At 64.9% G+C, this 26,968-nt stretch carries 20 protein-coding genes and 4 pseudogenes; 15 read left to right on the plus strand and 9 right to left on the minus strand.

Annotated features, from left to right (window positions below; genetic code table 11):
• The first annotated feature begins 38 nt into the window (after positions 1 to 38).
• Positions 39 to 1,567: pseudogene (locus AB8Z38_RS22605) on the plus strand (malonyl-CoA synthase).
• A gap of 149 nt (positions 1,568 to 1,716) precedes the next feature.
• Here AB8Z38_RS22605 and AB8Z38_RS22610 read toward each other — a convergent pair.
• Positions 1,717 to 2,577, minus strand: a complete 861-nt coding sequence (locus AB8Z38_RS22610) for a sulfite exporter TauE/SafE family protein (protein ID WP_369720008.1) — start codon at positions 2,575 to 2,577, stop codon at positions 1,717 to 1,719.
• A gap of 511 nt (positions 2,578 to 3,088) precedes the next feature.
• Here AB8Z38_RS22610 and sdhC point away from each other — a divergent pair.
• From sdhC to AB8Z38_RS22655, 9 genes and pseudogenes are all read left to right on the plus strand, one after another.
• A complete protein-coding gene (sdhC, locus tag AB8Z38_RS22615) occupies positions 3,089 to 3,487 on the plus strand; it encodes a succinate dehydrogenase, cytochrome b556 subunit (protein ID WP_369720009.1) in 399 nt (132 codons plus the stop codon).
• On the plus strand, positions 3,484 to 3,900 hold the full coding sequence (sdhD, locus tag AB8Z38_RS22620) for a succinate dehydrogenase, hydrophobic membrane anchor protein (protein WP_369720010.1): 417 nt from the start codon (positions 3,484 to 3,486) through the stop codon (positions 3,898 to 3,900). Before sdhC ends, sdhD begins: the two co-directional genes overlap by 4 nt.
• 2 nt (positions 3,901 to 3,902) lie before the next feature.
• Complete coding sequence (sdhA, locus tag AB8Z38_RS22625; RefSeq protein WP_369720011.1) at positions 3,903 to 5,738, plus strand: succinate dehydrogenase flavoprotein subunit; 1,836 nt, start codon at positions 3,903 to 3,905, stop codon at positions 5,736 to 5,738.
• A gap of 110 nt (positions 5,739 to 5,848) precedes the next feature.
• Positions 5,849 to 6,631: a succinate dehydrogenase iron-sulfur subunit gene (locus AB8Z38_RS22630; RefSeq protein WP_369720012.1), complete on the plus strand. Its 783-nt coding sequence runs from the start codon at positions 5,849 to 5,851 to the stop codon at positions 6,629 to 6,631.
• A gap of 190 nt (positions 6,632 to 6,821) precedes the next feature.
• Positions 6,822 to 8,975 (plus strand): ATP-binding protein, encoded by a 2,154-nt coding sequence (locus AB8Z38_RS22635; RefSeq protein WP_369720013.1) that lies wholly within the window; start codon positions 6,822 to 6,824, stop codon positions 8,973 to 8,975.
• A gap of 166 nt (positions 8,976 to 9,141) precedes the next feature.
• Positions 9,142 to 9,999, plus strand: a complete 858-nt coding sequence (locus AB8Z38_RS22640) for an FkbM family methyltransferase (protein WP_369720014.1) — start codon at positions 9,142 to 9,144, stop codon at positions 9,997 to 9,999.
• 24 nt (positions 10,000 to 10,023) lie between these two features.
• On the plus strand, positions 10,024 to 10,410 hold the full coding sequence (locus AB8Z38_RS22645; protein WP_369720015.1) for a VOC family protein: 387 nt from the start codon (positions 10,024 to 10,026) through the stop codon (positions 10,408 to 10,410).
• A 75-nt stretch (positions 10,411 to 10,485) separates the two neighbouring features.
• Positions 10,486 to 10,727, plus strand: a pseudogene (locus tag AB8Z38_RS22650) (hypothetical protein).
• Positions 10,728 to 12,129: 1,402 nt separating this feature from the next.
• On the plus strand, positions 12,130 to 13,077 hold the full coding sequence (locus tag AB8Z38_RS22655) for an OmpA family protein (RefSeq protein WP_369720016.1): 948 nt from the start codon (positions 12,130 to 12,132) through the stop codon (positions 13,075 to 13,077).
• Positions 13,078 to 13,239: 162 nt separating this feature from the next.
• Here AB8Z38_RS22655 and argG read toward each other — a convergent pair whose 3' ends face one another.
• The 6 genes and pseudogenes from argG to AB8Z38_RS22685 all read right to left on the minus strand — a co-directional run bounded on the left by argG (position 13,240) and on the right by AB8Z38_RS22685 (position 19,205).
• Positions 13,240 to 14,577 carry an argininosuccinate synthase gene (argG, locus tag AB8Z38_RS22660; RefSeq protein ID WP_369720017.1) on the minus strand — a complete coding sequence of 446 codons (1,338 nt, stop codon included), beginning with the start codon at positions 14,575 to 14,577 and terminating at the stop codon, positions 13,240 to 13,242.
• 94 nt (positions 14,578 to 14,671) lie between these two features.
• Positions 14,672 to 15,448, minus strand: coding sequence for a phosphatase PAP2 family protein (locus AB8Z38_RS22665; protein ID WP_369720018.1), 777 nt, complete (start codon positions 15,446 to 15,448; stop codon positions 14,672 to 14,674).
• Positions 15,449 to 15,583: 135 nt separating this feature from the next.
• Positions 15,584 to 16,078 carry a hypothetical protein gene (locus AB8Z38_RS22670; RefSeq protein ID WP_369720019.1) on the minus strand — a complete coding sequence of 165 codons (495 nt, stop codon included), beginning with the start codon at positions 16,076 to 16,078 and terminating at the stop codon, positions 15,584 to 15,586.
• 155 nt (positions 16,079 to 16,233) lie between these two features.
• Entirely contained in the window at positions 16,234 to 17,436 is a 1,203-nt protein-coding gene (gene rlmN, locus AB8Z38_RS22675; RefSeq protein ID WP_369720020.1) for a 23S rRNA (adenine(2503)-C(2))-methyltransferase RlmN, read from the minus strand.
• Positions 17,437 to 17,624: 188 nt separating this feature from the next.
• Positions 17,625 to 18,251 (minus strand): invasion associated locus B family protein, encoded by a 627-nt coding sequence (locus AB8Z38_RS22680; RefSeq protein WP_369720021.1) that lies wholly within the window; start codon positions 18,249 to 18,251, stop codon positions 17,625 to 17,627.
• Positions 18,252 to 18,367: 116 nt separating this feature from the next.
• Positions 18,368 to 19,205: pseudogene (locus AB8Z38_RS22685) on the minus strand (SDR family oxidoreductase).
• A 218-nt stretch (positions 19,206 to 19,423) separates the two neighbouring features.
• On the opposite strand from AB8Z38_RS22685, the gene AB8Z38_RS22690 reads away from it, so the two are divergent.
• The 3 genes from AB8Z38_RS22690 to AB8Z38_RS22700 all read left to right on the plus strand — a co-directional run bounded on the left by AB8Z38_RS22690 (position 19,424) and on the right by AB8Z38_RS22700 (position 22,761).
• Positions 19,424 to 20,398, plus strand: coding sequence for an NADPH:quinone oxidoreductase family protein (locus AB8Z38_RS22690; protein WP_369720022.1), 975 nt, complete (start codon positions 19,424 to 19,426; stop codon positions 20,396 to 20,398).
• Positions 20,399 to 20,619: 221 nt separating this feature from the next.
• Complete coding sequence (locus tag AB8Z38_RS22695; protein WP_369720023.1) at positions 20,620 to 21,633, plus strand: hypothetical protein; 1,014 nt, start codon at positions 20,620 to 20,622, stop codon at positions 21,631 to 21,633.
• An 18-nt stretch (positions 21,634 to 21,651) separates the two neighbouring features.
• Positions 21,652 to 22,761, plus strand: a complete 1,110-nt coding sequence (locus AB8Z38_RS22700; RefSeq protein WP_369720024.1) for a TAXI family TRAP transporter solute-binding subunit — start codon at positions 21,652 to 21,654, stop codon at positions 22,759 to 22,761.
• Positions 22,762 to 22,946: 185 nt separating this feature from the next.
• Here the strand turns inward: AB8Z38_RS22700 and AB8Z38_RS22705 are convergent.
• Together AB8Z38_RS22705 and AB8Z38_RS22710 are read right to left on the minus strand one after the other, a co-directional pair.
• Positions 22,947 to 23,332 (minus strand): annotated as a pseudogene (locus AB8Z38_RS22705) (YkvA family protein).
• A gap of 86 nt (positions 23,333 to 23,418) precedes the next feature.
• The gene (locus AB8Z38_RS22710; RefSeq protein ID WP_369720025.1) at positions 23,419 to 23,721 is read right to left on the minus strand and encodes a 4a-hydroxytetrahydrobiopterin dehydratase; all 303 of its coding nucleotides are present in this window, start codon (positions 23,719 to 23,721) and stop codon (positions 23,419 to 23,421) included.
• A 151-nt stretch (positions 23,722 to 23,872) separates the two neighbouring features.
• Here AB8Z38_RS22710 and AB8Z38_RS22715 point away from each other — a divergent pair, with 151 nt between their 5' ends.
• Complete coding sequence (locus AB8Z38_RS22715) at positions 23,873 to 25,318, plus strand: TAXI family TRAP transporter solute-binding subunit (protein ID WP_369720026.1); 1,446 nt, start codon at positions 23,873 to 23,875, stop codon at positions 25,316 to 25,318.
• 104 nt (positions 25,319 to 25,422) lie between these two features.
• The gene (locus AB8Z38_RS22720; protein WP_369720027.1) at positions 25,423 to 26,964 is read left to right on the plus strand and encodes an alkaline phosphatase; all 1,542 of its coding nucleotides are present in this window, start codon (positions 25,423 to 25,425) and stop codon (positions 26,962 to 26,964) included.
• Positions 26,965 to 26,968: the final 4 nt, after the last annotated feature.

Below are 26,968 nucleotides of genomic sequence, written 5' to 3' on the forward strand. Positions count from 1 at the left end.
AGCCTTGTGGTCAAGCCTTGCGGTCGAGGAAATCTTGCATGAACCAAGCTGCCGACGCCAATTTGTTTTCCCGCCTGTTCGATGGTCTCGACGATCCAAAGCGCCTCGCGATCGAGACGCATGACGGGGCCCGCATCAGCTATGGCGACTTGATCGCGCGCGCGGGCCAGATGGCGAATGTGCTGGTCGCACGCGGCGTCAAGCCCGGCGACCGCGTCGCGGTGCAGGTGGAAAAATCCGTCGCCAACATCGTGCTGTATCTGGCGACGGTGCGGGCCGGCGCGGTCTACCTGCCGCTCAACACCGCCTATACGCTCAACGAGCTCGATTACTTCATCGGCGACGCCGAGCCGTCGCTGGTGGTCTGCGATCCCGCCAAGGCCGAAGGGCTCGCCCCGATCGCCGCCAAGGTGAAGGCCACGGTCGAGACGCTCGGGCCCGACGGCAAGGGCTCGCTGACCGACGCCGCCGCCAGGGCGAGCAGCGAATTCACCACCGTGCCGCGAGCGAAGGACGATCTCGCCGCGATCCTCTACACGTCCGGCACCACCGGGCGTTCCAAAGGCGCGATGCTGACCCACGACAATCTCGCGTCGAACTCGCTGAGCCTGGTCGGCTATTGGCGCTTCACCGACAAGGATGTGCTGATCCACGCGCTGCCGATCTACCACACGCATGGCCTGTTCGTGGCGACCAACGTGACGCTGTTTGCGCGGGCATCGATGATCTTCCTGCCGAAGCTCGATCCGGATCTGATCATCAAGCTGATGGCGCGCGCCACGGTGCTGATGGGCGTGCCGACCTTCTACACGCGGCTGCTGCAGAACCCGCGCTGTCGCGCGAGACCACGAAGCACATGCGGCTGTTCATCTCGGGCTCGGCGCCGCTGCTGGCCGAGACCCACCGCGAATGGGCGGCGCGCACCGGACACGCGGTGCTCGAGCGCTACGGCATGACCGAGACCAACATGAACACCTCGAATCCCTATGAGGGCGAGCGCGTGCCCGGCGCGGTCGGGTTTCCGCTGCCCGGTGTCTCCGTGCGCGTCACCGATCCCGAGACGGGCAAGGAATTGCCGCGCAACGAGATCGGCATGATCGAGGTCAAGGGCCCGAACGTGTTCAAGGGTTATTGGCGCATGCCGGAGAAGACCAAGGCCGAATTTCGTGACGACGGCTTCTTCATCACCGGGGATCTCGGCAAGATCGACGCCAAAGGCTACGTCCATATTTTGGGACGTGGCAAGGATCTCGTGATTTCCGGCGGCTTCAACGTCTACCCGAAGGAAATCGAGAGCGAGATCGACGCCATGCCGGGCGTGATCGAATCCGCCGTGATCGGCGTGCCGCATGCCGATTTCGGCGAAGGCGTCACCGCGGTCCTGGTCTGCAACAAGGGCGCCGAGATCAGCGAAGCCTCGGTGCTGAAGGCGCTCGACGGCCGCGTGGCAAAATTCAAGATGCCCAAGCGCGTCTTCGTCGTCGACGAACTGCCGCGTAACACCATGGGCAAGGTGCAGAAGAACGTGCTGCGGGATACGTACAAGGATATCTACGCGAAGAAGTAAGGGCCTGGCTCTCGCCTCGTCGTTGCGAGGAGCCCTTCGCGACGAAGCAATCCAGACTGCTCCGCGGAGAGATTCTGGATTGCTTCCGGCCTTCGCCAGAGGCTTCGGCGGACAAGTCGCTGCGCTCGCAATGACGGAGTCTGTGACGCCTACTGTCCGCCCAACAGGCTCAGCACGAACCTACTGCCGACGATAAACAGATAGCATCCGAACGCCATCTCCAGCGTCCGCTTCGACATCGCATGCGCGGCGCTGACGCCGAGCGGCGCTGTCACGAGGCTCATCGGCATCACCAGCACGGCGCCGATCAGCGAGACGTAGCCGAGCGCAAACGGGGCTTGCAGGGCGACAACGCCTGGATGGCTCGCAGCCGCCGGCCAGCCGGCATAGACGTAGCCGAGCGCGCCCGGAATCGAGATCAGCACCGCGAGCGCAGATGAGGTCGCCACCGCCTGATGGATCGGCCGGCTGTAGAAGGTCATCAGCAGATTCGAGAACAGCCCACCGCCGATGCCCATCAATGTCGAGAGGATGCCGACGCAGAAGCCGTAGACGCGCATCAACGCGCCCTTCGGCAAGTCATCTCCGAGCTTCCAGCTCTCGCGTGCGAAAATCAGCCGTATCGCGGCGGACCAGGCGACGCAGACGAAGACGATCTTGAACAGCCGCTCCGGCGCGTAGCGTGCGGCCACGCTGCCGGCGGCGACGCCGATCAGGATTGGCAGCCACCAGACGCGCAGGATCGCCATGTCGACGGCACCGCGCTTGTAGTGCGCCTGGAACGAGCGGATCGAGGTCGGGATGATCACCGCGAGCGAGGTGCCGACGCACAGCGGCATGCGCACCTCCAGCGGCACGCCGGCGATGCGGAAGCATTCGTAGAATACTGGCACGAGGATTGCGCCGCCGCCGATGCCGAACACGCCGGCTAAAAAGCCGGAGAGCGCGCCGGTTGCGATCAGCAGCAGCGCGAGCTCTGCGATGTCCTTGATATCAAGACCTGCGATCACCCCTGACCTGCCCGGCGACTGATCGCAACTTCGCCGTTACCGACCGCTCGGCGGGAAGCTGCGCTCGAAGCTGTAGGCGATCTGATTTGTGCAGTCGACGTGTCGCGCTGTCCGGCTGGGGTGGAATGCAGACGGCGCATATCCAGAACAGCGACAAAAGGATGGACCACGAGACGGCTCAGGCCGAGGTGGCCGAGCCCGCCAAAAGCGTTAGCGGCCGCTTTGGCCGGTTTGGACGAGACGGTCCGTTTAGAGGCGTTCCAACAGCGATTTCAACGCACCTGACAGGGCTTTAGTAAGAATGAATATATATTCGCTCTATGATCCGTCTCGGCGGCTCTGGTATACCAAGCCGCTGATTGGTCTAGCTTCATCAACGCTCTAGCGCTGAACTCCCGTTCGATTTATGGCGAATTGGTGATTGCGCAGGCGGAATCGACTCCGTAAATAGAGCCAACCTCTCGCGATCCCCCCGCGCGCCCGGTTGGGCCGCCCTAGAACATCAAAGCCCATGACCGCACGGATCGAACGACCGCTTTCCCCACACGTCCAAGTCTACCGCTGGACGCTGACGATGGCGCTCTCCATCGTCCATCGCGCCACCGGTATCGCCCTTTATGTCGGAACCCTGCTGCTGGTCTGGTGGCTGATCGCGGCGGCGTCCGGCCCTGCCGCCTATGGCCACGTCCAGGCCTTCACCGGCAGCCTCATCGGCCGGCTCATCGTGTTCGGCTACACCTGGGCGCTGATGCACCATATGCTGAGCGGCATCCGGCATTTCGTCTGGGACCTCGGCTACGGCTTCAAGGCCAATGAACGGGAAGCCCTGACCTGGGGCGCGCTGATCGGCGGCATCGTGCTGACGGTGCTGGTCTGGATCATCGCCTATGCGATCGGAGGCGGACGATGAGCTTTGACCGATCTCACGGCTCTCCCAAGGGCTCCTCGATGCGCACCCCTCTCGGCCGCGTCCGCAATCTCGGCGCGGCGCATTCCGGCACCGGTGATTTCTGGCGCCAGCGCATCACCGGCGTCGCCATGACGCTGCTGATGATCCCGGCGCTGGTGATCGTCATGATGCTGTTTGGCCGCAACCAGGTCTACGCTGCGCAGACTCTGAGCTCCATTCCCGTCGCAGTGATCCTGCTGCTCTTCATCATCGCCAGCACCTGGCACATGAAGATCGGCATGCAGGTCGTGATCGAGGACTACATCCATAACGAGAAGCTGAAGCTCGTCTCGATCATGCTCAACAACTTCTTCTCGGTCGCCGTGGCGCTCGCCTCGACCTACGCGATCCTGAAACTTTCGTCCGGAGTGTAACCATGGCCGCCACAACCAATGGCAAGGGCGACGGCGCTCCCGCCACCAACGGAAAAGCCTACCCGATCGAAGACCACACCTATGACGTGGTCGTGGTCGGCGCCGGCGGCGCGGGTCTGCGCGCCGTGGTCGGCTGCAGCGAGGCCGGCCTGCGCACCGCCTGCATCACCAAGGTGTTTCCAACCCGCTCGCATACGGTCGCAGCGCAAGGCGGCATCTCCGCCGCGCTCGGCAACATGCACAAGGACGACTGGCGCTGGCACATGTACGACACCGTCAAGGGGTCGGACTGGCTCGGCGACCAGGACGCGATCGAATACATGGTGCGCAACGCGCCCGAGGCGGTCTACGAGCTCGAACATTGGGGCGTGCCGTTCTCGCGCACCGAGGACGGCAAGATCTACCAGCGCCCATTCGGCGGCATGACCCTGGACTACGGCAAGGGCCAGGCGCAGCGCACCTGCGCCGCCGCCGACCGCACCGGTCACGCCATGCTGCACACGATGTACGGCCAGTCGCTGCGCCACGCGGCCGAGTTCTTCATCGAGTTCTTTGCGATCGACCTGATCATGGACGACCAGGGCACCTGCCGCGGCGTCATCGCGCTCAAGCTCGACGACGGCACGCTGCACCGCTTCCGGGCCCAGACGGTGATCCTGGCGACCGGCGGCTATGGCCGCGCCTATGCCTCCTGCACCTCGGCGCACACCTGCACCGGCGATGGCGGCGGCATGGTGCTGCGCGCCGGCCTGCCGATGCAGGACATGGAGTTCGTGCAGTTCCACCCGACCGGCATCTACGGCTCGGGCTGTCTCGTGACCGAAGGCGCACGCGGCGAAGGCGGCTACCTCGTCAACTCCGAGGGCGAGCGCTTCATGGAGCGCTACGCGCCCTCCGCCAAGGACCTCGCCTCGCGCGACGTCGTCTCGCGCGCGATGACCATCGAAATCCGCGAAGGCCGCGGCGTCGGCAAGAAGAAGGACCACATCTTCCTTCATCTCGACCATCTCGATCCCGCGGTGCTGGCCGAGCGGCTGCCGGGCATCTCGGAATCCGCAAAGATCTTCGCCAATGTCGACGTGACGCGCGAGCCGATCCCGATCGTGCCGACCGTGCACTACAACATGGGCGGCATCCCCACCAATTATCACGGCGAAGTCCTGACCAAGAGGGATGGCGACGACAACGCGATCATTCCGGGCCTGATGGCGCTGGGCGAAGCCGCCTGCGTCTCCGTGCACGGCGCCAACCGCCTCGGCTCCAACTCGCTGATCGATCTCGTGGTGTTCGGCCGCGCCGCGGCGCTGCGCCTCGCCGAGAAGCTCACGCCCAATGCCAAGCAGCCGGAGCTGCCGGCGAACTCGTCGGAGCTGGCGCTCGGCCGCCTCGACCATTATCGCTACGCCTCCGGCGGCACGCCCACCGCGAAACTGCGCGAGGGCATGCAGCATGTGATGCAGAACAATTGCGCGGTGTTCCGCACCGGCGACATCCTGAGCGAAGGCCAGAACCTGATCGCGAAGGTCCATAGCGGCATCAGCGACATCGCCGTGTCGGACCGTTCGCTGGTGTGGAACTCGGACCTGGTCGAGACGCTCGAGTTCGACAATCTGATCTCGCAGGCGGTGGTGACGATGAACTCGGCCGCCAACCGCACCGAGAGCCGCGGCGCCCATGCGCGCGAGGATTTTTCCGAGCGCGACGACAAGGACTGGATGAAGCACACGCTGGCCTGGCTCGACGATGCCGGCAAGGTCAAGATCGAGTACCGCCCGGTTCACAACTACACCATGACCAACGACGTGCAGTACATCCCGCCCAAAGCGCGCGTGTACTGAGGGGCAACGAGTGCTCGTCATTCCGGGATGGTCCGAACGACCAGACCCGGAATCTCGAGGTTCCGGGTTCGATGCTGCGCATCGCCCCGGAATGACGAAAGGTTAGAGCAATGGTTGAATTCGCACTTCCGAAGAACTCGAAGATATCAGGCGGCAAGACCTGGCCGAAGCCCGCGGGCGCGACTGAGGTTCGCGAATTCCGCGTCTATCGCTGGAATCCGGACGACGGCAAAAATCCGAGCGTCGACACCTATTACGTCGACACCCACGATTGCGGTCCGATGGTGCTGGACGGCCTGATCTGGATCAAGAACCACATCGACCCGTCGCTGACCTTCCGCCGCTCCTGCCGCGAAGGCGTCTGCGGCTCCTGCGCCATGAACATCGACGGGCAGAACACGCTGGCCTGCACCCGTTCGATGCACGACGTGAAGGACGGCGCGGTCAAGATCAATCCGCTGCCGCACCAGCCGGTGGTGAAGGATCTCGTCCCCGACCTCACCAATTTCTACGCGCAGTACGCCTCGATCGAGCCGTGGCTGAAGACGACCTCGCCGACGCCGCAGAAGGAATGGCGCCAGAGCCACGAGGACCGCGAGAAGCTCGACGGCTTGTATGAATGCATCCTGTGCGCCTGCTGCTCGACCTCGTGCCCGAGCTATTGGTGGAACAGCGAACGTTATCTCGGCCCTGCCGCGCTGCTCCAGGCCAACCGCTGGGTGTCCGATTCGCGGGATGAAGCGACCGGCGAGCGGCTCGACAATCTCGAGGATCCGTTCCGACTGTATCGCTGCCACACCATCATGAACTGCGCGAAGGCGTGCCCGAAGGGCCTCAACCCGGCCGAAGCCATTGCCGAGCTCAAGCTCAAGATGGTCGAACGCCAGATCTAGGCGACGTTTGTGCTGCAACCCCGGCCTGAGCGGCCGGGGCATTCCACGGCGGCCATCAATTTAAGTAGAATTTTCCCCTCACCTCCGTGGCGAGAGTGGGTCTGCTGAATTGCAACCAGAGGTCACAGCATAAGCAGCTTCCTTCTCAGCGGCATCTTCAGTTAAGCTCCCGTCAGGGACCGGAGCGACTGTGCAGGGCGCGCAACGCAATTCGCTGAGACTTTTGCAGTGGATGATGGCGGCATCCCTGGCGCTGCCGATTGCGCTGTTCGCGATCGCCTCCATGATCTCCTACACCTCGACCGCGGAGATCGCTGACCGCGAGATCGAGCGCACCCTCGATGTCGCGCATGAGCACGCGCTCAAGGTGTTCGAGACGATCGACCGCAGCCTCGCCGAGATCAACGAGGTCGTGCGTGGCGTTCCGGAAGACATCATCCGGGCGCGCGAACCCGCGCTGCATCGGCGCCTGAAGCAGCTCACCGATTCGCTGCCGCAGCTCAAATCGGCCTGGATCTTCGACGCGGATGGAAGGTCGCTGGTCAACAGCCTTGCCTCGCCGCCGCCGGAGCAGAGTTTTGCCGACCGCGACTATTTCTATGCCCATGTCGACCAGACCATCGGCACGTTCATTGGGATGCCCCTGACACCGCGGCAGCCCTACCAAGGTGCGCGCTTCTTCGGCGTCAGCCGCCGCCGCGATTCCGACGATGGCAGCTTCATCGGCGTGATCCAGGCTTCCGTCCTGCCGGAATATTTCGAGAGCTTTTACGCCAGGATCGGCTCCGATCCCGGCAGCTTCTTCGCGATGGGTCGCACCGACGGGGTGCTGCTGGCGCAGTATCCGCGGCCCGATCGCGACCTCCGGCTCGACCCGAGCGGGACGGTCGGCCAGAAGATCGCGGCTCACCCGGAGCACGGGCTCATGACTGTCGCTTGGCCCTCGGACGGGATCGAACGGCGCATCGGCTACCGGCGCATCGCCGAATATCCGATCTATGTCAGCGCGGGGCTGGAGACCTCGGCGATCCGCGCGCGCTGGCTCGCCACCATGAGCCAGCATCTGGTATTCGGGGTTCCCGCGACCGCGCTGCTGTTCATTCTGCTGGCCTTGGCATTCCGGCGCACGCAGCATCTGCAGACCGAGGCCGCAAAGCGGCGCGAGGCCGAGGACGCGCTCAAGCACAGCCAGCGGCTGGAAGCGCTGGGCCAGCTCACCGGCGGCGTCGCCCACGACTTCAACAACCTCCTCACCGTAATCCGCGCGTCGGTCGATCTGTTGAACCGGCCGCAACTGAGCGAGGAGCGCCGGCAGCGCTACATCACGGCGATCGCGGAGGCGGTCTCGCGCGCGGCCAAGCTGACCTCGCAGCTGCTGGCCTTTGCACGGCGCCAGACCCTGAAGCCCGAAGTGTTCGATGTCGGCGCGCGGATGCAATCGCTGCGCGACATGCTGGTCACGCTGCTCGGACCGGCGATCGAGATCATCATGCGGCTGCCGGGGGAGCCTTGCCTGGTCAATGCCGATGCCGGCCAGTTCGAGACGGCGCTGATCAACATGGCGACCAATGCGCGCGATGCCATGCAAGGCAAGGGCCGGATCGTCTTCACGGTGCAGGCGGCGACGAATGTTCCGGACACGCTGGCGCAATCGTCGGGCAGCCGGTTCGGGGGTCGCCATGGCTTTGTCCGCGTCGCAGTCGGCGACACCGGAATCGGCATTCCCGCAACTCGGCTGGGGCGCATCTTCGAGCCGTTCTTCACCACCAAAGAGGTCGGTCAAGGCACCGGGCTCGGCCTGTCGCAGGTGTTCGGCTTCGCCGGGCAATCCGGCGGCGAGGTGACGGTGACGAGCGAGCTCGGCCAGGGCAGCACCTTCTCGCTCTACCTGCCGCGCGTCCCGGCGGATCTCTTGCCCCGCAGTCAGGCGCCGACCACGGCGCCGGCGATCGCCGGCAGCGGCATGTCGGTGCTGGTGGTCGAGGACAATATCGAGCTCGGCAACTTCGCCGCCGACGGACTGACCGAGCTCGGCTACAGCATTACGCTGGTCGACAATGCCACCGACGCGCTCGCCGAGCTGGTGGTCGATGCCGATCGGTTCGACGTCGTGTTCTCGGACGTGGTGATGCCTGGAATGACCGGGCTGGATCTCGCGCAGGCGATCCGTGATCGCAGCATCGGCGTGCCGGTCGTGCTGACCACGGGATATAGCGAGGCGTTGTCGCAGCAGGGCAGCCTCGGCTTCGAGCTCGTGCAAAAGCCCTATTCGATCGACGAGCTGTCGCGCGTGCTGCATCAGGCGGCGCGCCCAAGGCGGGTGCGCGACGGCGCCGCCGAATGACGCGGCGGGCGCACGGCAGCGCCGAACGGGACCGCGTGAAGCCGTAGCCCGGATGGAGCGCAGCGCAATCCGGGACAGTCGAGCCAGACGCGAGAACCCTGGATTACGCTGCGCTCCATCCAGGCTACATTCTTTTCTCCACATTGAGTCCTTATCAAAACCCGCTATGCATGCGCCGCTTGCAACAAGGACTTTTGGCTTGACGTCCGAGACCAACCCGTCGTCCGCGCCGTTCGGCGCCTTTGCCCCGAACGCGGCGCAGGCTGCGATCATTCGCCTCGCGCAACAATCGGGGCTGAAGCGCGGCGCATTCCGTCCCTGGCTGTCGCGGCTGGTCAATCTGCTGCGCGGCGGCCCGGTCGACATGCGGTATCAGGGCGCCTCGTTCCGTTTCCATCATCAGGGCAGCGCGACCGAGCGCGGCGCGCTGTTCAATCCCGACTACAATCTCGATGAGCTCGATTTCCTGCGGCAGCACACCCAAGCCGGCGGCGCGTTCGTCGACGTCGGCGCCAATGTCGGCACCTTTGCGCTGGTGATGGCGCAGCAGGTCGGATCCGACGGCAAGGTGGTGGCGATCGAGCCGCATCCGACGACGTTTGGACGGCTTTGCTTCAATCAGGCCGCATCGAAAGCGACCCAGGTGCGGCTGGTGCAAGCCGCCGCGGGCGACAGCGACGGCGAGCTGATGATCGAGAGCGGCGGCGGCAATCTCGGTGCTACGCATGTCGTCACTGGCCCGGTCAGCGGCAAGGCAATCAGGGTCCCGTCGTTGCGGCTGACACGCATTCTCGACGAGGCCGGCGTCACGAAAGTCGATTCGCTGAAAATCGACGTCGAAGGTTTTGAGGACCGCGTGCTGATCGGCTTCTTCCGCGATGCGCCACAATCGCTATGGCCTCGCGCGGTGGTGATCGAGCATCTGTCACAAAACGAATGGCGGGACGATTGTATTGCCGACATGGTCGCGCGCGGCTTTGCGATTGCGCGCAAGACGCGGAGCAATACATTCCTGTCACGTTGACGATGACGACCAACGGAGGTTGCGATGATCGACCATATGGGTTTCTCCGTCTCCGACTATGAGCGCGCCAAAGCGTTCTACAGCAAGGCGCTGGCGCCGCTCGGCTACAGCCTGATCATGGAAGTCACGCAGGAGCAGACCGGCCACGATCCGGCTGCGGGCTTCGGCGCCGACGGCAAGCCGGATTTCTGGATCGGCGGCGAGGGTGGGCTGAACAAGCCGGTGCATGTCGCCATCCTCGCGGAAGACCGTGCCACGGTCGATGCCTTTTACAAGGCCGCGATGGCGGCCGGCGGCCGCGACAACGGGCCGCCCGGCATCCGTGCGCATTATCATCCGAGCTATTATGGCGCGTTCGTGCTCGATCCCGACGGCCACAACATCGAGGCCGTCTGCCACGCGCCCGAATAAGACGACGATTCGAGGCGGAACATCGGCGCCGCGTCGTCGTTGTCGTCCTCCGGACAACTGGTCGCGATGATGCCGATGCCGATCGAACCGCCTGAGATACCGCCGTCGACACCGGGCACGCCCACCGAGCCACCACCCGGAATCCCACCCGGCGGTCCGCCGCCTGAAATCACGCCGCCGGTGCGCGAGCCCGGCGAATCACCCTCGCCCGATGAATTGCCGGGCCGCATGCCCGAGGAGATCCATCGCGCGGACCGAGCGGGCCGCTCACGCCCAATCCCGCGACGGATGCGAAATCGTCGCAGGATCGCGCGTGAGGCGAACGATCACATGGCCGGCGATTGCAACCTGCCTCTGAATGCGCAATGAACGTCGCCAGCGTGACGTGATTTGCGTGCAGAAATAAATCGGGCCGCGACCTCTTCGCCCGCCACAATGCGGCCCTACGCGTAGCTGTTCATCCCAACACTTCGTCAAAGAACCTTCCGGGGAAGTTCACCATCATGACCAATCTTCGTTTCGTGCTGCTCGCCACGACCGCTCTGACCGCGATGCAATTCGCCGGCTCCGCATCGCATGCGCAAAGCGCAGCGCCGATCGTGGTTGCGCAGGCCCAGAGCCCAGAGACGGGCCCTGACGGAAAACCGAAGCAGCCTCCGAAGGGAGCGCCAGCGGCGCCCGCGCGCCCGGCCACACCTCCGCCGGTGGCAGCACCGCCCCACCCGCCAGCTCCGCCCCCGCCGGCTGCCGCGCCGGCGCGCCCAACTCCGCCGCCGCCACCGCCGGCGGCACGTCCAGCTCCTCCTCCGCCGCCGCCGCCCCCTGCCGCTCCGAAGCCGCCGCCGCCACCTCCAGCCCCGGCACCGCAGCAGCATGCTCCGCCCCCTCCGCCGCCGCCACCACCCGCGGCACGTCCGGCTCCGACCCCGCCGCCGGCCCCTCCCGCAGCGGCTCCGCAGCAGCACGCGCCGATAGCACCGGCTCCAACGGGACGGCCCACGCCTGCGCCGACGGCAACGCCCTCGGCAGCACCGACGGCGGGACGGCCCACGCCTGCCCCGAGCGCAACACCTGCACCTACGCCTGCGCCGACCGCGACGCCGGCTCCGGGCAGCACGCCCGGCGCACCACCGGCGGGACGCCCCGGTTCATCCCCGCCCGGTCGTTCAGGCCAGCCTCCGGCAGCAGGATCATCGCCCGCTCCAGGCGCTACGCCCGCGCCAGCGACCACGCCGACGCCCGGTGCCGGCACTCCGACCGCCCCGTCAGGGCGTCCGGGTGCGGCACCGACGCCTGCGCCCAGCGCAACCCCAGCACCGACCCCGGCCCCCGGCACTCCGACCGCGCCGTCGGGACGTCCGGGTCCGGCAGCGACGCCTGCGCCCGGCGCAACCCCTGCACCGAGCGCGACGCCGGCCCCCGGCGGCCTACCCGGACGTCAGGGCGGAACGCCTCCTGCCGGCGCGCCGGCTGCCGGAACTCCGACTGCGCCGCCGCAGGCGGGCCTGCCGCCGCGGCCGCCGACTCCCCCGCCGGCGCCGCAGCGCCATCTGCCGTGTCTGGCACGGCGGCCGCAGCGCCACCGCCCGGTAGGGCGCAATACCTCCGCCGACGGTCACGCCCGCTTTCCGCGCCGCGCCCACGACCACCACGCCCCTGCCGCCGCCGCCGCGTCCGCCGCAGCGCGACCTGACGCCGCTCGCGTTCGGCGCGGGCGTAGTGGCCGGCGCGGTGATCGGTGCGACCATCGCCGACTATCGCAACCAGCGGCACGAGGTCGTCGAAGGCGGCCGCACCGTCTACACCGAGCCGGACCGCATCATCATCCGCGACCCGGGCGGGCAGGAATACGTCCGCGGCAACGATCTCTATCGCTTCCGCTACGGTGCCCGCGACATCCGCACCGAGACTGTCGGCGGCGAAACCCGCACCGTCGTGATCCGTCCCGACGGCAGCGAGGTGATCACCGTCGTCGGTGCGGACGGCTCGCTGCTGCGCCGAATCCGCAGAGACCGCGGCGGGCGCGAGATCGTCATCATCGACAACAGCTACCGCGATCCGCGGTCGGTCGGCGGCTTCTATGTTGACGTGCCGCCGCCGGTCGTCAGCATTCCCTACGATCGCTACATCGTCGACGCGCAGGAGGCGTCGCCGGACGTGATCTACGAGACCATGGAGGCACCGCCGGTGCAGCGGATCGATCGGCGCTACTCGCTCGACGAGATCCGCTACAGCCCCAATGTTCGCATGCAGATGCCGAGCATCGACGTCAACACGATCAATTTCAGATCGGGATCGTGGACCATCCCGCAGGACCAGGCGGCGCGGCTGCAAGCGATCGCCGACGGCCTCAACCGGGCGATCCAGCGCAACCCGCGCGAAGTGTTCCTGATCGAGGGACACACCGATGCGACCGGTAACGACGTCGACAATCTGTCATTGTCGGATCGCCGTGCGCAGGCGGCGGCCGAATTGCTGACGCAGCAATTCGGTGTGCCGGCGGAGAACCTGACGTCGCAGGGCTACGGCAGGCAGTATCTGAAGGAGCAGACGGACGGGCCAAGCCGGATCAACCGGCGCGTCACCGTGCGCCGCATCACCCCGCTGCTCAACGGCGGGCAGGCCTCGCTGCCGCCGCCCCCGCCCGGCACCGTGCCGCCGCGCTGAGGCGACAGCCACAAAGGCAAAATGGCCGGGAGCGATCCCGGCCATTTTTGTTCGTGTCATGCTTGCTTTCGTAGCCCGGATGGAGCGCAGCGAAATCCGGGAGGGTCTCTCCGAGTCGCAAGGCCCCGGATTGCGCTGCGCTCCATCCGGGCTACGAAGGAATCAATCCTTGTCGCTCTCGAGCTTGAAAATCTGCGAGCCTTCGCTGCCCGAGAGCAGACCCGTGTCGGTGTAGAGCTTCAGCTTGGTGCGCGTGTCGGCGATGTCGAGATTGCGCATGGTGAGCTGGCCGATGCGATGCTCCGGCGTGAACGGTGCGTCCTCGACCTTCTCCATGCTGAGCCGCTCCGGGGCATAGGTCAGGTTGGGGCTTTCCGTGTTCAGCAGCGAATAGTCGTTGCCGCGGCGCAGTTCGAGCGTGACCTCGCCGGTGACGGCGCGTGCGACCCAGCGCTGCGCGGTCTCGCGCAGCATCAAGGCTTGCGGATCGAACCAGCGGCCCTGGTACAGCAGGCGGCCGAGGCGCATGCCGCTGATGCGGTATTGCTCGATGGTGTCCTCGTTGTGGATGCCGGTGACGAGGCGCTCATAGGCGATGTGCAGCAGCGCCATGCCGGGCGCCTCGTAGATGCCGCGACTCTTGGCCTCGATGATGCGGTTCTCGATCTGGTCGCTCATGCCGAGGCCATGACGGCCACCGATGGCATTGGCTTCGAGCAACAGCGCGACGGGATCGCTGAAGGTCTGGCCGTTCAGCGCCGTGGGCTGGCCCTCCTCGAAACGCACCACGACCTTTTCGGCCTTGACGCTGCAGTCGTCGCGCCAGAACGGCACGCCCATGATCGGGTTGACGATCTTGATGCCGCTGTCGAGGCTTTCGAGGTCCTTGGCTTCATGCGTGGCGCCGAGCAGATTGCTGTCGGTCGAATACGCCTTCTCGGCGCTCATCTTGTAGGCGAATCCCTGGGCCGTCATGAACGCCGACATCTCGGCGCGGCCGCCGAGCTCGTCGATGAACTGCTGGTCGAGCCAGGGCTTGTAGATGCGCAGGCCCGGATTGGTCAAAAGTCCGTAGCGATAGAAACGCTCGATGTCGTTGCCCTTGAAGGTCGAGCCGTCGCCCCAGATGTTGACGCCGTCTTCCTTCATCGCGGCGACCAGCATCGTGCCGGTGACGGCGCGCCCCAATGGGGTGGTGTTGAAATAGGTGAGGCCGCCGGTCGAGATGTGGAAGGCGCCGGACTGGATCGCGGCGATGCCTTCATGGACGAGCTGCGTGCGGCAATCGACCAGCAGAGCTTTCTCCGCACCGAACTCCATCGCCTTGCGCGGGATCTCGTTGTAGTCGGCTTCATCGGGCTGGCCGAGATGGGCGGTATAGGCGTAGCAGCGCGCGCCCTTCTGCTTCATCCAGAGCAGTGCGGCGCTGGTGTCGAGACCGCCCGAAAACGCGATGCCGACTTTCTCGCCCTTGGGCAGGCTTTTCAGGATCGTGGTCATGAGGCTTCCAATCGGGTCACGAAGGGGCGGATGGCGGGTGTGGTTTGACCGCGCGATTATCAAATTTCGCGGGGCTGAGCACGCATTTAATGGCTCAAATCGACGCTGTGGGACCTGGCTTGCGGCTGAACAGGCGCTGGCGGAAGCGGTAGGCGGGCATGTTCAGCCGGGTCAGGGCGGCATCGACCGCCTCGTCCGAAAACCGCGTTCGCGGCCAGCGATAGATTAGCGCATAGGCAAACCAGATCACGACAAAGGTGACGAGGCCGGCGATCGAAACATCGGTGAAGAAGTGACCGCCGAACGCCATCCGCAGGGCGCTGGTGACGAGGCCGAATACCACGGCACCGACGTAAGCCAAGGGCCGCCATGCCGGTGGCGCCAGCGCCGCCGGCGCCAGCGTCCAGAACGCGGTCGCGCCCTCGCCCGAGAAGAACGAGCAATTGCGCGCGCAGCCGCCGCGCGGATCCCACCACGGCACGAACTGCAGATCGCCGGCGAACTCCGTCACCACCACCGGACGCGGACGGCCCCAATAGGTCTTGAAGGTGAGATTGGTGAGGATGCCAGCCGACAGAATGATGGTGACCAGCAGGAAGATGATCGCGCGCCCCGACACCATCAGCGGGCGATCGGGCCGGGCCATCTTGGCCACGAGCGCGATCAGAGGCGGCAGCACGAATACCCAGGCAACCCACATCGCGACATTTCGCGCGAACCCGGCCCAATCGCTCAGCTTGAGCGGAAATGTCTTGGTCTGGGGATCGAAGAACAGCGCGGCGAGCTTGAGGTCGAGTTCGGGATAGAGCCCGAAGACGATGCCGATCACGAGCCACAGCGCCAGGGCAATGAAGAGTCCGGTCCGGTTCATAGCGCGCGGTTTAGCGGAGTGACGAGAGGATGAAAACCCTCGCAGCGGTCATTCCGGGATGGTCCGAAGGACCAGACCCGGAATCTCGAGATTCCGGGTTCGATGCTTCGCATCGCCCCGGAATGACGGTGCTGACTACCGCACATCCGGCCGGGACTGCGACGGCAGCGGCGGAGGCGGCTGGCACGGGGGCAGCGGCTGGCGCCAGGCACCGGCGTTGCGGCCGGCGATCAGCCAGTAAACCACGCCGGCGACGATGCCCGCGCCGGTCATGATCTCCAGGTGACGCCGCACGACGCCCTCGAATTGCAGTGTCTCGGAGTGAAAGGGAACGAGACCGAGATAACAGGCAAGCCCGACCAGGCCACCGCCGACGGCGTAGGCGAGCGCGCTGCGAATATAGAGCGCCTCGGTGACCGCAACGATCACCGCCGCCGGCACCAGCGCAAAACCGGAGACGAAGATGAAGCCGAACCCGAGCAGGATGTCGATCGTGCCCTGATCGACGGGACCCGCGCCAAGATCGGCGAATTCCGGAAACAGCAGCGCAAGCACGACGATCATGCCGCCGACGAAACAGGCGGCGAGAAAGCCGATGAAGATGACGATGAGGCGGCCGATCAGGGACATGACGGCACCCTCGCCGTCATTGCGAACCACCGGGTCCGCGCGAAGCGCGGCCGATGACAGGCTCCGCGAAGCAATCCAGTCTGCCTCTGCGGAAAGACTCTGGATTGCTTCGCTTCGCTCGCAATGACGGGGAGGCGAGAGCGTTGACATGATCGCTAATCCGTCATCGCCATGGCGCGGAGCGCCTGGCGTTCTCTTGCGGAGAGCTTCTCGGTCTCCGACTTGAGCTGACCGCAGGCGGCGAGGATGTCGCGGCCGCGCGGGGTGCGTACCGGCGAGGAATAGCCGGCGTTGAAGATGTATTCGGAGAATTTTTCGATCTGGTCCCAGTCCGAACATTCATAGGCCGTGCCGGGCCAGGGATTGAACGGGATCAAATTGATCTTGGCGTGGATGCCCTTGAGCAGCTTGACCAGCAGCTTCGCATCCTCGAGCGAATCGTTGACGCCCTTGAGCATCACATATTCGAAGGTGATGCGGCGCGCGTTCGACGCGCCGGGATAGTCGCGGCAAGCCTGCAACAATTCGGCGATCGGATATTTGCGGTTGAGCGGCACCAGTTCGTTGCGCAGCTCGTCACGCACCGCATGCAGCGAGATCGCGAGCATCACGCCGATCTCGTCGCCGGCGCGCACGATGTTCGGCACGACGCCGGAGGTCGACAGCGTAATGCGGCGGCGGGAAATGCCGATGCCTTCATTGTCGCCGACGATCAGCAGCGCATCGCGCACCGCCTCGAAATTGTAGAGCGGCTCGCCCATGCCCATCATCACGATATTGGTGACCCGACGCGTGCCGTCCTCGCGATCGGCCCAGTCGTTCAGGCGATCGCGCGCCACCATCACCTGTCCGACGATCTCGCCGGCGGTGAGATTGCGCACCAGGCGCTGGGTCCCGGTGTGGCAGAACGAGCAGTTCAAGGTGCAGCCGACCTGAGAGGAAACACACAATGTGCCGCGATCGTTCTCGGGAATGTAGACGCACTCGACTTCGTGCGCCTTTTCGACATTGTCGCCGCTCGGCAGCCGCAGCAGCCATTTGCGCGTGCCGTCATTGGATATCTGTTCGGCCACGACATCGGGCCGGTCGACGGTGAAATGCAAGGCGAGATCGGTGCGAATGCCCTTCGAGACCGAGGTCATCTTGTCAAAATTCTGGGCCCCCCGGAAATACATCCAGTGCCACAACTGCTGCACGCGCATCTTGCGCTGGGCCGGAGCCACGCCGATCTCGCCGAGACGATCGGCGAGCTCGTTGCGCGACAGTCCGATGAGCGACGGCTTTGCCGGCGGCACATAGACTTCGAGTGGAGTCTTCTCCACCAGTATTGCATTGCGCGGCTCGGTCGTCGGTTGCATTGAAAGGACCTGATTAGGTGGTCGTTCCGGGATGGTCCGAAGGACCAGACCCGGAACCTCGAGATTCTCAGGTGCGCAATTGCGCACCATAGTTCGCGCTTCGCGCGCCCCGGAATGACGGGAGAAAGTCTAGTACGCGCCCTATATAGCAACCAGACCTGTCGATTGCGACCTTATCGACCGCAGTCTTAACGGCGACAATCCTGCGCGATCCGGTCCAGCGCCTGGGCGAGCCCCTTCAGCGAGAAGGTGTCGGTCGTCTCCGTTCCCTTGGCCGAGACCCCTTTGACCACGAGATCGGCGGATTTGCGCATGGCTTCGACCATCCGCTCCTCCTCGGCCGCGTTCTTGATCCAGAGACCGTCGCCCTGCGTGTACATCGCGAACGAGGCGCCGCCGACCTCGACCGAGGATTCCGAGCCCGGCTTCAGCGCGTAGCCGATCATCACCGAGACCTCGTTGGTGACCTTCTCGGCCGGCCGGGTCGAGACGAAGGCATAGGCCGGGTCACGCGGCCTGTTCGGCGGATTGGTCTTGGACGACGAGGGCTTGGCCAGCGCGAAGCAGACCTTCTTGCCGTTGGGCGTCGCCGCATAGGCGCCCCAGGTGCCGAACTGGCCGATCAGCGTCGGCTCTGCGCCGCCGGCAACTGTCGCGGGCACAGCGGCCGGTTTGCTCTCAGGCTTGGCAGCGGTTTTGGCGGCCGGCTTCGGTGTCGCCTTTGGCGCCGGTTGCGGCGTCTGCGCCCGCGCGGGATTGGCGATCCCGCACGTCATCATGCCGATCATCAAAGTTAAAGATAGCACCCGCCACATGCTGGAGTGGTTCCCTCAATATTGTGACTGGAAGATGGCCCGGCCGCGCTTTGTCCGGAGGTCAGGGATAGCCGGGAAAGTCCAATTTGGGAAGGCAGTTAGCAGGAGCGCAGCGGCTAGCCTCGGGACCGCGCGGCGCGCTGCTCGGCCCATTGCGCCTCGGTCCAGTGCAACAGGTCCTCGGCGCCGGAACTGCGCAAATGCGCGCCGCCGTCGATCACCACCATCTCGCCATTGATGTAGCCGGCGCGGTCCGAAACCAGGAAACTGGCGAGATCGGCAAGCTCGCCGTGCTCGCCGGTGCGGCCAAGTGGATTGCGCGCGGTCCAACTTTCATCGCGGCCCTCGGGACGCAACTGCCCGGATGCGCGCGGTCGGGAACGGACCCGGCGCGATCGCCACGGTGCGGATGCCCTTCGGCCCCCATTCCACCGCGAGGCTTTTGGTCATGGCCAGCACCGCCGACTTCGCCATGGCGGACGGAACGGTGAAGGCGCGGCCGGTGATGGTCGAGGTCGAAAGGATCGAGAGCACGACGCCGCCATGCTTGCCCTCGATCCAGCGCCGGCCGGCGGCGAGCGTGCAATACATCGCGCCATGCAGCGTCGGCGCCAGAATCGCATCGGCGGCGCGGAACGATAGGTGCTCGCTCTGCGCCATGAAGGTGGCGGCAGCGTTGTTGACGAGGATATCGAGCGGCGCCCCGCGCCAGATCGCATCCATCATGCCGTCGACTGCGGCTCCGTCGCGGACATCGCAGGCGAATGTGGTGACCGTGCCGCCGGTCTGCGCGCGCATCTCCGTGGCCGTCGTCTCCAGCCGGTCGAGCTTGCGGCCGCAGATGATGAGCTCAGCACCCAGCGACAGGAAGCGGCGCCCCATCGCGGCGCCGAGACCGGAGCCGCCGCCGGTGACGAGAATGCGCTTGCTCTTGAGCAGACCTGTTTCAAACATCGTTTGAATCCTCCCTTTTTCTTCTTCCGTCATTGCGAGCGCAGCGAAGCAATCCAGAGTCCGTGCCGCGGAAATAGTCTGGATTTGCTTCGCTTCGCTCGCAATGACGAGGATAGGGCCGAATGCAATTTCGGACAAAGAAAGCGGATTGTCGCCCGTCGTTAAATCCGGCAGAAACAGCCAACTATAATTCTGCCTCGAAACGCTCAGGTGCCGCCATGAAAGCCATCCTCTGCTCGCAATATTGCCAGCCCGACGATCTCGTGCTCGCGGAGGTACCGGATCCGGTGGCGGGTCCCGGCGAAGCCGTGATCGCGATCAAGGCCGCGGCGCTGAACTTCTTCGACATCCTGATGATTCAGGGCAAGTACCAGGTCAAGCCGCCGTTCCCGTTCTCGCCGGCGGCCGAAGTTGCCGGCGTGATCGAGAGCGTCGGCGCGGGCGTCACTGATGTGAAGGTCGGCGATCGCGTGGTCGCCTCCTGCGGCCATAACGGCGCGCGCGAAAAGATCGCCTTGCCGGCGGCATCGATCGTCAAGATTCCCGACAATCTCGATTACGACCGCGCGGCGGGCATCATCATCATCTACGGCACCGCGCTGCATGCGCTGGAAGACCGCGCGAGCCCGAAGCCGGGCGAGACGCTCGCTGTCCTGGGCGCGGCCGGCGGCACAGGCCTGGCGGCCTGCGAACTCGGCAAGCTGATGGGCTTGAAGGTGATCGCCTGCGCCTCGTCGGACGAGAAGCTCGAATTCGCCAAAGCGCATGGTGCCGAGCTGACGCTGAACTACGCCAAGGAAGACCTGAAGGAAGGCTTGCGAAAACTCACCGGCGGCAAGGGCGTCGATATCATCTTCGATCCGGTCGGTGGTACGTATGCCGAGCAGGCGTTGCGTTCGATCGCCTGGGAAGGCCGCTTCCTCGTGATCGGCTTTGCCGCCGGCGACATTCCGAAGATGCCGCTGAACCTCGCCTTGCTGAAGGGCTGCGACATCCGCGGCGTGTTCTGGGGGGCCTGGACAAGGCTCAACCCGGCCAAGAACCGCGCCAATCTCGAGAAGCTCGTGAGGTGGACGGCGGAAGGAAAAATCTCCTCGCATGTCGACCGCACCTTCCCGTTGGCGCAGACTGCCGACGCCCTGAAGGTGCTCGCAGGACGTCAGGCCATGGGCAAGGTGATCCTGCATCCGTGAGCTGACGCGGCGTGGCGTGTGTCGCTACAGCCGCTCGCCACAAGCTCAAACTGTCATTGCCCGGCTTGACCGGGCGATCCAGTACTCCGTGACGTCAGTGATTGAATCGAGAAGCCGCGGCGTACTGGATTCCCCGCTTTCGCGCGGAATGACAGCAAGCGCGGGACAAGCATTGTCCACGCTGCCACCCGGTAGATCGCCATCAACCATTGCCGCCAAGATTGCGGTGGATTCCTCCACGTCGCCCCAATCAAACCCAAATATCTCCCGATTCGCGCAAGCCGCTGACGCTTTTTGGGCTGATTCAGACAGCGATTTACCCGTTCCAGTTTGCGGGGCATTTCTGGACAACAACAAAAAGACTGAAGCCGGGATGCCCCAGCGTTGCGTTACTAACGGGGAGCATCACCATGGAGACGGCGTACCGCCCGTCCAGGGAATCGAGGTCGTTCGATTCCGATCAAGCTGCATCACATCCGGCCGTCGCGTCCTATATCCGTGCGCGCGCCGCACGGGTCGAACTGTCACCGGACGATCCAATTCCACTGTTCCTGTCCGATCCGCTCGGTGCGCCGGACCCAAGCGAATATACGGCGCGGGCGTTGAGTCCCGGGTCGAGAATTGTCCCGCGTGTTCTCGCGGCCATACTGGTCGCATCCACGCTCGCAGTTCTGGCTGCGCTGTTTCAACCCAGTCTCGGGAGCCTGTTCGCCGCCGATGCCACCAGTCCGAGGCGTACTGAACTGGACCAGGCCATGGCGTCCGCCAACGGGCCGGACACGCCGCAGACGCGCCAGGACCCGGCGCGCGTGAGCAACACGACGCTGGCGAGCGCTGACGCGCAGGATCTCCCTGCACCAACGCCGAGCCGCGAAGCGATTGCGTCTGCCTATCAGACCGCGCTGCAAGCCCGGGCGCCCGCGCCAATCACTGCACAGCCTCCGCCTGCCAAGACGCTCGATGCCGACACGCTGGCCGGCCTGATGGCGCGCGCGAACGGTCTGTTGGCGGTCGGCGACATTGCCGCCGCCCGCCTGCTGCTCGAACGCGCCGCCAATGCACAGGATCCAACGGCAGCATTTCTGCTGGGGCAGACCTATGACCCGGCCGTATTGGGCACCAGCGACGCCAGGCGCATCGCTGCCGACGCGACCGCCGCGCGCGACTGGTACCAAAAGGCCGCAGGTCTCGGATCGGCGGAGGCGCGGCAACGCCTCGCCCAGATTCAGAACTAGAACTCATTAGGGGATATCATGCGTAACGCTTTGAGAATGGCGCTTGCCGCCATCATGACGATCTGTGCCTTCGCGGCACGCGCCGAGCAGACCGAATATGATCCGGCCAAGGTCTCGGACAGCCTGAAAGCCATCTTCCAGTTCGGCTCGACCTCGACCAAGCAGTCGCTGAACGCCAACACGGTGACCTTGATCACCGGCACGATCGGCGGCACCTATGTGCAATTCGGCGCCGACCTCGCTTCGGTGCTCGACGACGGCAACAGGCTTCGCATGCTGCCAATCGTCGGTCGAGGCTCGGTGCAGAGCGTTGCCGACATCCTGTTCCTGCAAGGCGTCGTTCTCGGAATCGTGCGCGCGGATACGCTCGACTATCTGGAACGCAAAGGCTTTGCCAAGGACATCAAGAAGCAGTTCACCTATGTGACCAAGCTCTACAACGAAGAGATGCAGGTGATCGCGCCAAAATCGGTCGCGACGCTCAAGGATCTGGAAGGCAAAACCGTAAGCGTCGACCTGCCGAACGGCGGCACTTTCGTCACCGCACTCACCGTGTTCGAGCGGCTCGGGATCAAGGCGAAATTCGTCTATGTCGAGCAACGCATTGCGCTGGAGAAACTCAAGGCCGGCGAGATCGACGCCGTCATCGTGGTCGGCGGCAAACCGTACAAGTCCGTTTCGAACTTCGGCAATGACGGCCGCTTCCACCTCGCAACCGTGGATTATGCGAAGCCGCTCCAGAGCGACTATCTGCCGGCAACGCTGACCGCCAAGGATTATCCGAACCTCATCAAGGAGGGCGAGAGCGTGGACACTATCGCGGTGCCGGCGGTGCTCGCTGCCTACAACTGGGCGCCTAAAACCGAGCGCTACCGCAAGCTTGAATTGTTCGTGGACGCGTTCTTCACGAAATTCCCGACGCTGCAGAACCCGCCTTTCCATCCCAAGTGGAAGGAGGTCTCGCTCGCGGCGCCTTTGGCAGGTTGGAACAGATTGCCGGTGGCACAGCAATGGCTCGAGCGGCACGATGTCGAACCGGTGACGCGGCAGCGCTTCGAGGCGTTCCTGAAGCAAAGCCCCGCAGCGGCGAAATTGTCCGACACGGACAAGGAAACGCTGTTCAAATAGTTCCAGGCCTGGGACGCGGAGAAGGTTCGGGCGCAGAAGAAATAGCTGCCGGTCACGCGCTCGATGTCATCGTCCGGCTTGACCGGGCGATCCAGTACGCCTGACGTCAGTGATTGAATCGAGAAGCCGCGGCGTACTGGATTCCCCGCCTTCGCGGGGAATGACGACGGAACGCGTAGCGAATGCTACTGCACTTCCACTTCCGCCTCATCCACCCCGCGCTTCAGCGCTGCACGCGCGGCGTCGCGATGCTCCGTCGTGATGTGGCTGGCGACCATGCGAAGGGCAGTGGCGAGCACCGCGGCGTCATCGGTGAAGCCGAGGATCGGCATCATGTCCGGGATGAAGTCGAACGGCAGGATGAAATAGGCGATCGCGCCCAGCAGCGAGGCCTGGACATGGCGCGGCGTCTGCCTGTCGAAGGCGCAGTAATAGGCGGCGAGCAGGTCTTCCGCGAACGGCAGATGCGCGGCGACACGCTTCAGCTTGCGCCAGAAGCGGCGGCGCAGGCCTCACGATCCTCGGCGAGCCGATCAGCCGGCTCGAAGCCGACACTGTGCTCGGCGGCCATCTCCAAAACTCCGTTCAGCCGGAGCGGCGGATCGCCGCACACCATGCTGAGCACAAGATGGGGATGCAGTCCGCCCCTGCAAGACGTCAGCCTGCTGTCAGCTTGGCCATGGCGTTCATCGCCTTGGCAAGCTCGATATCGAGCGAGGTGAGCCCGCCCGCATCATGGGTCGAGAGAACCACCTCCACCGTCTTGTAGACATTGCGCCATTCGGGGTGATGATCCATCTTTTCGGCCACCAGCGCCGCGCGGGTCATGAAGCCAAAGGCCTCGTTGAAATCCTTGAAGACGAAGGTCTTCCCGATCGCCTCCCGTCCCGGAAGCTCGGTCCAGCCCGGGATGCCGCCCAGCGCCTGCTTGCGTGCCTCTGCCGATAGCCGCTCTGCCATGATCGCCTCCGTCCTTCAGGGGAACTTTACCCTAACACCGTGCTGGCGCCCCGGTTCATACCGGATTTGGTCGATCCGCTAACCATGACGGAGATGTAACCCCGCCGGACAAGAAATTTGCTACACTTCCCGGCGTAAATCGCCGGCCAAGATGAAACTGAGTCTGAAGCGCCTGTTTGGGAGATCGATGACCGGGGGATTGGACCTGGCCGAAGCGCCCCCTCCGCCTTCGCCGCGATCCGCGGCGCGGAGGACGGCACTCGTGTCTCTGGCGCTGGTGCTTGCGATCATCGGCGCGCTGGTCGGCGGATACTATTTTGCGATGCGGCCGGTGACGCTGAAGATCGCGGTCGGCCCCGCCAACAGCGACGACGTCAAGGTGGTGCAGGCGTTGACGCAGGCTTTCGCGCAGAGCAAAGGCTATGTGCGGTTGCGTCCCGTCCAGACGGACGGTGCCGCCGCCAGCGCCGATGCGCTCGCGGAGAGCAAAGTCGATCTCGCCATCGTCCGCGGCGATCTCGACGTGCCCAAAAACGCGCAAGCGGTTGCCACCCTGCGCAAGAACGTCGCGGTGCTGTGGACCGTGCCCGGCAAGGGCAAGAAGAAGGGCGCCAAGATCACCAAGATCGCGCAGCTCGCCGGCCATCGCGTCGGCGTGGTCGGCCGCACGCAGGCCAATGTCGGCCTGCTCAAGGTGGTGCTCCAGCAATATGGCGTCGATCCGGCCAAGGTCGAGATCGTGCAATTCCCGGCGAGCGAGGTCGCCGAGGCGATCCGCACCCAGAAGGTCGACGCCTATCTCGCCGCAGGCCCCGTCAACAGCAAGATCACGGCGGACGCGATTGCGGCCTCGGCCAAGGACGGCGGCACGCCGACATTCCTCGCGATCGATTCCGCCGATGCGATCGCGCAGAACCATCCTGTCTACGAGGCGTCCGAGATTCCCGCGGGCACTTATGGCGGCTCGCCCGACCGTCCGGACGACGAGGTCAAGACGATCAGCTTCTCGCATCACATCGTGGCGCGCAAAGGGGTGTCGGAAACCACCATCGCGGCGTTCACGCGCCAGCTGTTCGCGGTGCGCCAGCAATTGGTGACGGAATTCCCGCTCGCCGCCAAGATCGAAACGCCCGACACCGACAAGGATGCCGTGATCCCCGTGCATCCGGGTGCGGCCGCCTTCGTTGACGGTGAGGAAAAGACCTTCCTCGACAAGTACAGCGATTACATCTGGTGGACCCTGATGGCACTCTCGGCTATGGGCTCGATCGGCGCATGGTTCGCGGGCTATCTGAAAAAGGACGAACGCAACACCAACAGCCATCTGCGCGAACGCCTGCTCGACATGATCGCCGGCGCACGCAAGAGCGAGACGACCGAGGAGCTCGACCAGATGCAGGCCGAGGCCGACGAGATCCTCCGCGACACGTTGCGCTGCTTCGATCACGGCGCGATCGAGGAGGGCGCGCTCACCGCCTTCAACATCGTGCTCGATCAGTTCCATGCCGCGGTTGCCGATCGCAAAACCGTGCTGTTCAGCCTGCCGCAGAACCTGCAACGCACCGGCGCGCAATTCCGGGCGGCCAGCAACGCTTAAGCGCTGGCACGCGTTATCGCTTCGTCACATTTCCTCAATATAGCGTCTGACGTCATCTCGGCGACCGCCCGGGCAGCCGTCCCTCGCGCTATTGAGAGCCATCCATGAAGATCAAATTCTCCCGCCGCCGTTTCCTGACCACCAGCGCCGGTGCGCTCGGCGCGATCGCGATGCCTCATCTATCGCGCGCGGCCGACCGGCCGGCCGTGACCCATGGGGTGCAGTCCGGCGACGTCACCGTCGACGGCGGCGTGATCTGGGCGCGTGCGGACCGCCCCTCGCAGATGCTGGTCGAGGTGGCGACGACGGACTCCTTCAAGGACGCCCGCGCGCTGCCGCCGATCGCGGCGCTGCCGGCGAGCGACTTCACGGCAAAAATGCTGGTGGAGAATCTTCCCAGCAGCCAGGACATCTTCTATCGCGTCCGCTTCCGCGATCTCTCCCACACCGCAATCGAAGGCGAGCCGGTGACCGGCCGCTTCCGCACTGCGCCCGCCGACCGCCGCGACGTCAGCTTCGTCTGGGGCGGCGATGTCGCCGGCCAGGGCTGGGGCATCAACCCCGACGACGGCGGCATGGTGTCGTTCTCCGCCATGCGCAAGCATCGGCCGGATTTCTTCCTGCATTCCGGCGACACCATCTACGCCGACGGCGTCATCCCCTCCGAGGTGAAGCTCGCCGACGGCAAGACCTGGAAGAACATCACCATCCCCGAGAAAGCCAAGGTCGCCGAGACGCTCGACGAGTATCGCGCCGCGCACAAGTACAATTTCACCGACGACAACGTTCGCGCCTTCAACGCCGAAGTGCCGATCTTCGTGCAGTGGGACGATCACGAGGTGACCAACAACTGGTCGCTGTCGAAGGAGCTGCCGGCGAGCTACAAGGTGCGCGACATCAGCCTGCTCGCGGCCCGCGCCGGCCGCGCCTTCCACGAGATGTATCCGATGCGGGAGAGCATCGTCGAGCCGGGCCGGGTCTATCGCCAGATCTCCTACGGGCCGCATCTGGACGTGTTCGTGCTCGACGAGCGCAGCTATCGCGGTCCGAACGGCGCCAACCTCGAGACCGAATACGGTCCGGCCAGCTACTTCCTCGGCCCCGACCAGATCGCATGGCTCAAGCGCGGCCTGCTCAATTCACGCGCGACCTGGAAGGTGATCGCTTCCGACATGCCGCTCAGCCTGGTCGTGCCCGACACGCCCAAGGGCGGCTCGGAAGCCTTTGCGCAAGGCGACGGTCCGGTGCGCGGCCGCGAATTCGAAATCGCCGACCTCCTGCGCTTCATCAAGATGGCGCCGATCCGCAACACGGTGTGGCTGACCGCCGACGTGCACTACGCCGCCGCGCATTATTACGATCCGAACAAGGCGCAATTCCAAGACTTCGAGCCGTTTTGGGAATTCGTCTCCGGGCCGTTGCATGCGGGCACGTTCGGGCCGAACGATCTCGACAACACTTTTGGTCCGGACGTGCGCTTCATCAAGGCCCCTGGAAAAGACAACCAGAACCTGCCGCCGTCGGCCGGCATGCAGTTCTTCGGTCACGTCAAGATCGACGGCGGCTCCGGCCAGATGATCGTGACGCTGCGCGATCGCGCCGACGTCGCGCTGTGGTCGACCACGCTCGATCCGAAATTCGCCTGAAGCC

It is taken from the genome of Bradyrhizobium sp. LLZ17, from assembly GCF_041200145.1.
Taxonomy (GTDB): domain Bacteria; phylum Pseudomonadota; class Alphaproteobacteria; order Rhizobiales; family Xanthobacteraceae; genus Bradyrhizobium.

What these genes read in the sequence shown, in the direction of transcription:
- AB8Z38_RS22715 (WP_369720026.1), top strand. Translation starts at nt 23,873, where the DNA reads ATGAAACTGAGTCTGAAGCGCCTGTTTGGGAGATCGATGACCGGGGGA.
- AB8Z38_RS22645 (WP_369720015.1), top strand. Translation starts at nt 10,024, where the DNA reads ATGATCGACCATATGGGTTTCTCCGTCTCCGACTATGAGCGCGCCAAA.
- AB8Z38_RS22640 (WP_369720014.1), top strand. Translation starts at nt 9,142, where the DNA reads ATGCATGCGCCGCTTGCAACAAGGACTTTTGGCTTGACGTCCGAGACC.
- argG (WP_369720017.1), bottom strand. Translation starts at nt 14,577, where the DNA reads ATGACCACGATCCTGAAAAGCCTGCCCAAGGGCGAGAAAGTCGGCATC.
- AB8Z38_RS22680 (WP_369720021.1), bottom strand. Translation starts at nt 18,251, where the DNA reads ATGTGGCGGGTGCTATCTTTAACTTTGATGATCGGCATGATGACGTGC.
- AB8Z38_RS22700 (WP_369720024.1), top strand. Translation starts at nt 21,652, where the DNA reads ATGCGTAACGCTTTGAGAATGGCGCTTGCCGCCATCATGACGATCTGT.
- AB8Z38_RS22690 (WP_369720022.1), top strand. Translation starts at nt 19,424, where the DNA reads ATGAAAGCCATCCTCTGCTCGCAATATTGCCAGCCCGACGATCTCGTG.
- sdhD (WP_369720010.1), top strand. Translation starts at nt 3,484, where the DNA reads ATGAGCTTTGACCGATCTCACGGCTCTCCCAAGGGCTCCTCGATGCGC.
- AB8Z38_RS22720 (WP_369720027.1), top strand. Translation starts at nt 25,423, where the DNA reads ATGAAGATCAAATTCTCCCGCCGCCGTTTCCTGACCACCAGCGCCGGT.
- AB8Z38_RS22665 (WP_369720018.1), bottom strand. Translation starts at nt 15,448, where the DNA reads ATGAACCGGACCGGACTCTTCATTGCCCTGGCGCTGTGGCTCGTGATC.
- AB8Z38_RS22710 (WP_369720025.1), bottom strand. Translation starts at nt 23,721, where the DNA reads ATGGCAGAGCGGCTATCGGCAGAGGCACGCAAGCAGGCGCTGGGCGGC.
- sdhA (WP_369720011.1), top strand. Translation starts at nt 3,903, where the DNA reads ATGGCCGCCACAACCAATGGCAAGGGCGACGGCGCTCCCGCCACCAAC.
- AB8Z38_RS22670 (WP_369720019.1), bottom strand. Translation starts at nt 16,078, where the DNA reads ATGTCCCTGATCGGCCGCCTCATCGTCATCTTCATCGGCTTTCTCGCC.
- rlmN (WP_369720020.1), bottom strand. Translation starts at nt 17,436, where the DNA reads ATGCAACCGACGACCGAGCCGCGCAATGCAATACTGGTGGAGAAGACT.
- AB8Z38_RS22630 (WP_369720012.1), top strand. Translation starts at nt 5,849, where the DNA reads ATGGTTGAATTCGCACTTCCGAAGAACTCGAAGATATCAGGCGGCAAG.
- sdhC (WP_369720009.1), top strand. Translation starts at nt 3,089, where the DNA reads ATGACCGCACGGATCGAACGACCGCTTTCCCCACACGTCCAAGTCTAC.